Here is a 5,897-nt window from a genome sequence, read left to right as displayed (position 1 = left end):
GTACTACAAGAAGGATAATGCAAGGTTTTTGAACGTCCCAATCCTATTTTCGCAGCATGAACATCGGACTTTAACAGGTCAAAAGCTTTATTTTAAAAGGGTTTTACCATTATTCAGCAAACCCTAAATAAATACTTCGCTGAAAAAGGTTCCAGCGAAGTACCACAATAGTCAGTGACCAGTTATCAGTTATCAGTACCCCTAGTGTAACACCTTTGATCCAAAAATCATACCTTTGGGCAGAAAAAGGCCAAAAATAAACACTTCGCCGAAAAGGGTTTCAGCGAAGTACCACAATAGTCAGTGACCAGTTATCAGTTATCAGTACCTTTAGTATAACACCCTTTTTCGATCACTGCAAACTTTTTTCAAATTTTAGGCCAAGAATTTTGGACCCAAACCGACTTTCGGCGCGTACACCGCCCGATCGCCCAATTCTGCTTCGATGCGTAATAAGCGATTATACTTAGCCACCCGTTCACTGCGACTGAGAGAACCAGTTTTAATCTGTCCGGCATTAGTAGCCACCGCCAGATCTGCGATCGTGGTGTCTTCCGTTTCTCCGGAACGATGACTGATGACAGAACGATAACCGTGACGGGTAGCCAGGGCGATCGTTTGTAGGGTTTCCGTCAAAGAACCGATCTGATTGAGTTTAATCAGGATCGAGTTAGCAATACCCAGATCGATCGCTTTTTGCAGACGGATGGGATTAGTCACCATCAAATCATCGCCCACCAACTGAATCCGCGCCCCCAGTTTATCGGTCAATAATTTCCAGTTATCCCAATCTTCCTCGTGTAAACCGTCTTCAATAGAAATAATCGGATAGCGATCAACTAAACTAGCCAAAAAATCCACCATTTCGGCGGGAGAATGGGCAGAACCATCGTAGATGTATTGACCATCCCGATAGAATTCACTGGCGGCCACATCCATAGCTAAAGCCACCTGCGACCCCGGTTTATAACCAGCACGTTCGATCGATTCGATCAAAATATCCAAAGCTTCCTGATTTGAAGCCAAATTCGGAGCATAACCGCCCTCATCGCCCACACCGGTCAGTAATTTGCGTTCGTGCAAGGCCTTACCCAAAGCGGCGAATACTTCCGCCCCCCAACGCAAACCTTCCTTAAAAGAATCGGCCCCGATGGGGAAGATCATAAACTCCTGAAAATCGACGTTATTATCAGCGTGAGAACCACCATTAATCACGTTCATCATTGGGACGGGTAGCACATTGGCCATCGGACCTGCGAGATAACGATAGAGAGGTAATCCCAGATCTGCCGCCGCCGCTTTGGCCGTAGCCAGAGAGACGGCTAGGATAGCATTAGCCCCTAATTCTCGTTTATTGGCCGTGCCATCGCGATCAATCATAGCTAAATCGATACTAGCTTGGTCGAAAGCATTCATCCCCTGCAAAACCGGGACAATTTTTTCGTGGACATTGCGAACCGCTTTCAGGACACCCTTACCACCGTAACGCTGGGGATCATCATCGCGTAATTCGTGGGCCTCAAAACTACCCGTAGAAGCGCCACTGGGAACCTGGGCCAAACCGAGCGCCCCCGATTCTAACAGCACTTCGGCTTCGATCGTGGGACGGCCGCGGGAATCTAGAATCTCCCTAGCTGCGATCGCTTCGATGGGAACTTCGATTTTATCTAACATAACTTATCGTCTCCAACTCAATTTACGGGGTAATTTCGGCTGATTACTAATTGCCTAAAGGGAAATCCACGTTGACAATCTGCTTTTGATCATCAAAAACGAGGATTAAGGTATCCGTCAGTTTTTCAAATTGAATCGTCACCAACACCAGATCCACACCGTCCGTATCCGAGCCTTTTCTGACCTGAGTTCCCACGATCCGACGCACGGGGCCGGTACGCTTAAGTAAATTCTCCCAAGCACCTTGTACTCTGGTGGGGAAAACCTCAGCTTTCAGGAAAGGGTGTAAAAAACCTCGGGCCAAGCCGTAGTCTTTATTGACCAAGGACGTGACAAAAGCATCGCCAATCTCAGAAATACTGCGAAATTCGGGAAAATCGGCGGCAACTATCTGACCGGACCGGTTAAAGGTAATTACCACATCTTCAGTGAGTTTCTCAAATTCAACGGTGACAATCACCAAATTGGCATTGATAGCATCGAGTAGCTTGCTTTTGACAATGCGCTTAAACGGTCCAGTATTGTCAGTGACTTGGCTTTCCCAGACCTTTTGCAGTTTTTCGGCAGTCCAGAGGGGTTTTAGTTGGGGTGACAAAGCTGCAATAACTTTGTCGTATTGTTTAGTTCCCAACCATTCTACTAACTGCCGAGCTTGCTTTTCTTCTCGGACGGGATCACCAATAGCGATCGCAGTTGGTTCTAGGTTCGCCTGTACCGGTGAAACGCTGAACGCGGTCCAAGGCAGGGAAAAACCAATTAAACACAAAGAGAGAATCGATACCCGTTTCGCTAATGAAAGCCGCATCATTTCAGCTATTGCTCCGCAAATAAATAACGTTTTTCCACTTGACGATTGAATTGATGCCATTGTTCATTAGTTAAAGCATTCAAGATCGCTCGATCGGGCAATATCTCTCCTCTTGTTATACTGGTTTAACGATTAAGACTACCGCCGAACGCGCTTGCACCCGATAGGTTTCCGATTCAATAGCGGCTGCGGCATCTAAATCACAGGCTGCCTCGGACAATTGCCAAGCAGTATCGATGACGCGATGCCATTTTTCCCCTTGTCCCAAGGGGGGTAACTGGAAGTTGAGAGATTCCCAGTAAGCGTTCAGCATAATGTGTAAATACTCGTTCGCCTTGGGATGACGCAGGGAAAAAGCTAAACTGTGGGAATCTTCCGACCAATCGGGTTTACTCAACTGTACGCCATGCCAACTGAGATGGGGTTCAAGACTGGTATAGGTGACTTCTAGCAATTTTTCCTGACGGAAAAGAGCTAATTTTTTATTAAAATCGATCAGTCTCCTTACGAAACACCAAAGATCGAACTCTTGCTCTACCGCACTCCAATCGAACCAACTTAACTGGTTATCCTGACAATAGGCGTTATTGTTGCCCTTTTGGGTGCGTCGCACTTCGTCCCCCATCAACAGCATAGGTGTTCCTTGGGAAATAAACAGGATCGTTAAGAGATTTTTTATTTGTTGCAGTCGCAGGGTTTTAATCGCCTCGTTATTGGTTTCCCCTTCTACCCCACAATTCCAGCTAAAATTATCGTTGCAACCGTCCCGATTCTCCTCGCCGTTAGCCTCGTTGTGTTTCTCGTCGTAGGAAACTAGATCGTTAAGGGTAAAGCCGTCGTGACAGGTAACAAAATTTATACTTCTATTGACATCGGTATCGGGTCTGTGGTATATGTCGGGGCTTCCTAAAATCCGCGCCGCTAATTTGCTGACTATGCCGGTATCTCCCCGGACAAAAGCGCGCACATCATCGCGAAAAGGCCCATTCCACTCGGAAAACCAATCGGCAAATTCAACAAATTGACCGACACTATACAATCCTGCCGCATCCCAGGCTTCAGCGATTAATTTTGTCCCGGCTAAGACTGGATCCGATTCGATCGCCCAGATCATGTTATAACCTTTTTGCAGAATCGGTTCCCCGTCCACATTGCGCGATAATACGGCCGCCAGGTCAAAGCGAAAACCATCGACGTGCATTTCCGACACCCAATAGCGCAAACAATCGAGAATCATTTTGCCAACAATGGGATGACTGCCCTTGAGGGTGTTACCACAGCCAGTATAGTTGCTATAGAGGCTTTTATCGACCGCATCGAGGATGTAGTAGGTGCGATTATCGATACCTTTCAAGGAAAGAGTCGGCCCGATTTCGTCCCCCTCGGCGGTATGATTGAAAACCACATCGAGAATCACTTCGATCCCCGCTTTGTGTAAAGCTTTCACCAGATCGCGAAATTCATTCAAAGGACCGAGGGGTGAGCGATCGCTACTGTAACCGGCATGGGGCGCAAAAAAGCCGATCGTGCTATAACCCCAATAGTTAGTTAACCCCGGCATAGCGGCAGCGGGATCAAAGTAATGAATCGGTAACAATTCCACGGCAGTAATGCCTAGGTTGGTCAAATAGGGTATTTTTTCGATTAATCCCGCAAAAGTACCTCTTTTTTCCTCGCTAACGCCGGAATTCGGGTTACGAGTAAAGCCACCGACGTGCATTTCGTAGATAAAACTGGCAGAGTAGGGAGTGCGTAGCGGTGCGTCATCTTCCCAATCGTAGCGGCCTGGATCCACTACCAGACCCCGCAAAGCTCGATGACAATTATCGCCTTTTTCGCTGGCAGCTTGTCGATCATAAATTTCCGCACCGACAATCGCTTTCGCATAGGGATCGAGAACTACTTTATCAGGATCGAAGCGATGACCCTGGGCCGGATTATCCGGACCATAGACTCGATAAGCATACACTTGACCGACTCCAATGCCGTGAACGAAAATATGCCAATAGAAAAAAGTGCGATTTTCTTGGGGATTCAGACGAATAATTTGACTAGGTTGCGGGGAATTGGCATCATCAAATAATAATAATTCTATGGCAGTGGCATACTTAGAAAATAGTGAGAAGTTGACACCATCGGCCAAGACAGTCGCACCGACGGGATGGCTTTTACCGTGATCGGTTTTTAAGGTCATTGTCAAGAGATAAGAAGTGATTAGGAGTAGTATAAGATTATTCGGCGTTGCTGAATCAAGCTATGAATGCCAAATGTGTGTCCTATCCAAAAGTTATACCAAATCCGGTTATTAAAAACTGATTAAGTAGGGAGGCACAATTATTTGTAGGATGGGTTAGCGGTAGCGTAACATAATCGGGCGTTGGGTTTCATGCTTCAACCCAACCTACGTTCATCTTATATTTAATTCCACCCACCCACTTATTTATTTACCCTTTTGCCTCTTGCCTGTTGCCTATTGCCTCTCCTGATATGTAGCCTATACTCAACGGATTTAGTATTAGTTTTGGTCTAGGTTTTAAAAATATCACAAAAGAATGTTCAGAACTCAAATCAGCAACGCCAGATTTTAATGGAGATGGCGTGATTAATTTCCAAGACCTTGCCCTATTCAATAAAGCTCTCAATTTCCCGATAGATAAAGAAAACAATTAGAGGAGTTTTAAATGGCCTTTCCCGAAGATTTTAGGCTTGATTAAGCCAATTGATTAAGTCAGCTTGAGTCTCAAAGTCTAGCAATGCTTCTCCTAAGTCTTCTAATTTTTCTACTGAGAGTTTTTGGATAGTTTCAGTGATATGCGGGGGAAGTTCACCAAAACGTCGCTTTAGTTGACGTAGCACTAACTTGGATGCTTCTTTTTGAAGTCCGATAGCTTCTCCTTGTTGAATCCCTTCGATTCTACCCTTTTGAATCGCTGCTTCTCTATCTTGTTCGTATAAAGGGGCTAAACGCATAATAAATTTCCTCTCCTCCTGGGTTCTTTTGGGTAAGGCTTGCAAGTTTCTACTCAAATTGTATAATAATTTTAAGGAAGCTGATTTAAAGGGATGATGAGGAGACAAGGCCTCTAATTCATCAATCGCTCTGGTTCTAGTTCCTCCTCTGCCTAATAATCTTAACCAAAGGGTTTCAGGGGTTTCAGGTAATTGATGCAGGACAATAAGGGATGTATTTAATGCTGGAGGTAAAAAATAAATTCCTTCTCCCCAATCTGGGTTTAATTGACCTGAAAAAGCAGTTATAATCCTCTGACTGGCAGTAGGAGTTAGTATCCATAGTCTAGGAATATTTTCTGCTAATAAGGGTTGTTGATGACGGTGAGCTTCTCTTTGTAATTGTTCCCGCACAGTCAACAGTTTAGATAAACAAGCGAGAATTCCCTCAATCGTGACAGGATTG

At 45.3% G+C, this 5,897-nt stretch carries 4 protein-coding genes; all 4 read right to left on the bottom strand.

The features are described 5' to 3' along the window. Positions 1-375 precede the first annotated feature (375 nt). The gene (eno, locus tag PX482_RS22520; protein WP_147069427.1) at positions 376-1,674 is read right to left on the bottom strand and encodes a phosphopyruvate hydratase; all 1,299 of its coding nucleotides are present in this window, start codon (positions 1,672-1,674) and stop codon (positions 376-378) included. 46 nt (positions 1,675-1,720) lie between these two features. After that, positions 1,721-2,482 (bottom strand): DUF3887 domain-containing protein, encoded by a 762-nt coding sequence (locus PX482_RS22515; protein ID WP_002757332.1) that lies wholly within the window; start codon positions 2,480-2,482, stop codon positions 1,721-1,723. Positions 2,483-2,597: 115 nt separating this feature from the next. Further along, complete coding sequence (glgX, locus tag PX482_RS22510) at positions 2,598-4,676, bottom strand: glycogen debranching protein GlgX (protein ID WP_288123037.1); 2,079 nt, start codon at positions 4,674-4,676, stop codon at positions 2,598-2,600. Between the two features lie 506 nt (positions 4,677-5,182). Beyond that, positions 5,183-5,897, bottom strand: a 715-nt coding sequence (locus tag PX482_RS22505; protein WP_288123036.1) for a DUF4351 domain-containing protein, incomplete at its 5' end; no start/stop codon positions are given.

The organism is Microcystis sp. M53602_WE12 (assembly GCF_030065455.1).
GTDB classification, from domain to species: domain Bacteria; phylum Cyanobacteriota; class Cyanobacteriia; order Cyanobacteriales; family Microcystaceae; genus Microcystis; species Microcystis aeruginosa.
Note: the sequence above shows the minus strand (reverse complement) of the source record. Positions and strands in the feature narration are given on the sequence as shown.